General features: G+C 75.0%; 1 protein-coding gene and 1 pseudogene. Both read left to right on the top strand.

The window, feature by feature from the left end:
• Positions 1–344 precede the first annotated feature (344 nt).
• Positions 345–1,307, top strand: a complete 963-nt coding sequence (locus tag GT030_RS32685; RefSeq protein WP_161204168.1) for a 4Fe-4S dicluster domain-containing protein — start codon at positions 345–347, stop codon at positions 1,305–1,307.
• Positions 1,304–1,460 (top strand): annotated as a pseudogene (locus tag GT030_RS32680) (polysulfide reductase); the annotation flags it as partial. The gene GT030_RS32685 and the pseudogene GT030_RS32680, both read left to right, overlap by 4 nt.

Below are 1,460 nucleotides of genomic sequence, written 5' to 3'. Positions count from 1 at the left end.
CCGCGCGGGCCGGCGCCCGCCTCGTCCGTGTCGGGCACCTCGCGGGCGTCGTCCTTCACGGGGGCGTCCCAGCGGTCGTTGTCGTGGCTCGCCTGCTGGTCGGGCAGGTCCCTGGGGACGGGCCGGGCGTGGGTGTCGTGGTGCTCCGTCATGGCTTCTCCTCGTCTGCCGGGGTCGGGGCTCGCCGCGCCGTTCGGGCGGCCCGTCGCGGGTACCCCGTGGTCCCGTGAGCATGCGGGGCCGGGTCACCGGATGCGGGAGCCGGCCGTCTCGGGGCGCGCGGTCCGGGCACACGTGCCACGCTCGGGAGTGTGGGCCACCGGGAGACCGAGGAGGGCTGTCGCATGGTTCGGGACGACCACGGCACACGGCCGGGCGGCGAGCTGCTGTCCGGCCCGGAGCCGGACCTGGCCGCCGCCGACGGCTACCCCGACGCCCCGCCGCGCGTGGGCTTCTTCACCGACACCTCCGTCTGCATCGGCTGCAAGGCGTGCGAGGTCGCCTGCAAGGAGTGGAACGCCATCCCGGAGGACGGGCTGGAGCTGACGGGCATGTCGTACGACAACACCGGACGGCTCGGCGCCGACACCTGGCGGCACGTGGCCTTCATCGAGCAGCGCGTCCCGGCCGGCCGGGAGAGCGCGGGGGACGACGACGTGTTCGCCGCCGCCGCTCGGCTCGGCACCGACTCCCCCGGCCCGCGCGACGCCCTGCCCCCGGTCGCTCCCGAGGACCCGGCCGGAATGCGCTGGCTGATGTCGTCCGACGTGTGCAAGCACTGCACCCACGCGGCCTGCCTGGACGTGTGCCCCACGGGCGCGCTGTTCCACACCGAGTTCGGCACGGTGGTGGTACAGGAGGACATCTGCAACGGCTGCGGCTACTGCGTGCCCGCCTGCCCGTACGGCGTCATCGACCAGCGCCCGGACGACGGCCGGGCCTGGAAGTGCACCCTGTGCTACGACCGGCTCGGCGTCGGCATGGAACCGGCCTGCGCCAAGGCGTGCCCGACCGACTCCATCCAGTTCGGCCCACTGGACGAACTGCGCGAGCGGGCCGCCACCCGGGTGGCGGGCCTGCACGCCGCCGGGGTGACGGACGCCCGGCTGTACGGCGAGGACCCGGAGAACGGGGTCGGCGGCGACGGCGCGTTCTTCCTGCTGCTCGACGAGCCCGAGGTGTACGGACTGCCGCCGGACCCGGTGGTGACCACCAGGGACCTGCCCGACATGTGGCGGCACGCGGCGCTGGCGGCGGCCACGCTCGGCGCGCTCGTCGCCGCCGGATTCGCCGGGAGGCGGCGATGAACGGCCCAGCCGTGCCCCGCGCCTCACGGCGACGCCGCCGCCGTCGGGGCGAGGACGGCCAACCGGTGGTACCGGACGCCGAGTTCACCTCGTACTACGGCCTGCCCGTACTGAACACCCCGACCTGGGAGGCGCTGGACATCGCCGGGTACC

The organism is Streptomyces sp. SID1328 (assembly GCF_009865595.1).
In the GTDB taxonomy this organism is placed as follows: domain Bacteria; phylum Actinomycetota; class Actinomycetes; order Streptomycetales; family Streptomycetaceae; genus Streptomyces; species Streptomyces griseoluteus.
This window is presented reverse-complemented; position numbering and strand designations above follow the sequence as displayed.

Coding starts and splice junctions, on each gene's coding strand:
- GT030_RS32685 (WP_161204168.1), top strand. CDS start 345: ATGGTTCGGGACGACCACGGCACACGGCCGGGCGGCGAGCTGCTGTCC.